The sequence below is a fragment of the Pantoea sp. GbtcB22 genome, assembly GCF_019091025.1.
Taxonomy (GTDB): Bacteria; Pseudomonadota; Gammaproteobacteria; order Enterobacterales; family Enterobacteriaceae; genus Pantoea; species Pantoea leporis.
The window spans coordinates 796,211-797,823 of sequence record NZ_JAGXKB010000002.1 but is presented as its reverse complement, the minus strand read 5'-3'; the positions used below and the strand labels follow the sequence as shown (position 1 = coordinate 797,823).

The 1,613-nt window shown below is 58.2% G+C and carries 1 protein-coding gene; it reads left to right on the top strand.

Going from position 1 to position 1,613, the window contains the following annotated elements; translation table 11 throughout:
* Window positions 1–1,613: Ig-like domain-containing protein (locus KVT28_RS11500; protein ID WP_217548493.1), on the top strand; the 1,613-nt coding region annotated here is incomplete at both ends.

Sequence of the window (1,613 nt, the reverse complement as noted above, 5' to 3'; positions counted from 1 at the left end):
ATCATCGAAGATCCGGCGGGTAACCAGAGCGACGAGTCCGCGCCGATTGAGTTCATCGTCGACACCGGCAACGTGGCGGTGAGCATCGACTACGCGGTTGACGACGTAGAAGCGCACACCGGCAACATCGCGTCCGGCGCCGTGACCAACGACGACACCCCTACGCTGGTCGGTAAAGCCAAGCCAAACAGCATGGTTGAAATCTTTGACGGCACCACGTCGCTGGGCACCGTGAAAGCCAACGCCTTCGGCGACTGGAGCTTCACGCCGTCCACAGCACTGCCGCACGGCGTGCACCACTTCACCGCGGTTGCGACCGACGCAGCGGGTAACGTGAGCGCACCGACCGCCGAGTTCGTGCTGGATATCGACGTCCAGGAACCGACCAAACCGGGCGATGGCGGCACCGGCGGCGACGGCATCGCGGACGTGATAGACGACGTGGGTCCAATCCAGGGCAGCGTGGGCAATGGCGGCGTGACGGATGACACCACCCCAACCTTAGTGGGTGGCGGTTTGCAGCCAGGTGACATTGTGACCGTAATTGAAAATGGTCAGCCAATTGGTAGCGCGGTTGCAGATAGCAAGGGTGACTGGACATTCACGCCAGATACCCCGCTGAACGAAGGTGCGCATGATTTCACCATCATCGTGACCGACCCAGCGGGCAATAGCTCTGAAGAGTCCGATCCGTATACCGTGATTATCGATATCAAAGCGCCAAATGCGCCAGTGATTGTTGATGCATGGGATGACGTGGCCGGTGGCGTGCATAACGGCGCAATCAGCAACGGCGGCGTGACTAACGATAAACAACCAGAACTGCGCGGTACGGCAGAAGCTAACAGTGTTGTTACGGTTTACAAAGCCGACGGCACCGTGATGGGCAGCACCACTGCTAACGCAGCGGGTAACTGGTCATTCACGCCTGCTACGGCGCTGGCTGATGCTCCTTACTCGTTCTATGTGAAAGCAATGGATGCTGCGGGTAACGTTTCACCTAAATCCGCTGAGTTCGGTTTAGTGGTTGATACCCAAGCACCAAACGCTCCGGTCATCAATGATGCATGGGATGACGTAGCGGGTGGCGTGTTCAACGGTGCGATTGCTCATAATGGCTTGACCAATGATGATCGTCCGGCACTGCGTGGTACGGCGGAAGCAAACAGCGTAGTAACGATTTACAAAGCCGATGGTACAGCGCAGGGCAGCGTGAAGGCAGATGGCGCGGGTAACTGGAGTTGGACGCCGGCATCAGCATTGGGTCAAGGTGTCAACAGCTTCTACGTGAAAGCCACAGATGAAGCGGGTAATACCTCGCAGCAATCTGCCACCTTTACATTGAATGTGGATAGCAAGGCACCGAACGCACCGGTTATCACCAGTGTGGAAGATAACGTGGCTGGTGGCACCGTGGGAGCGATTGCCAACGGCGGTCTGACCAACGACAACAAACCAACGCTGAACGGTACGGCGGAAGCAAACTCCGTAGTCACCATTCGTGAAGGCAGCACCGTGCTGGGAAGCGTGAAGGCGGGAGCCGACGGCAAGTGGTCGCTGGAGCTGGCGGGTGCGCTGAGAGACGGCAACCACAGCTTCGTGGTCACGGCGAC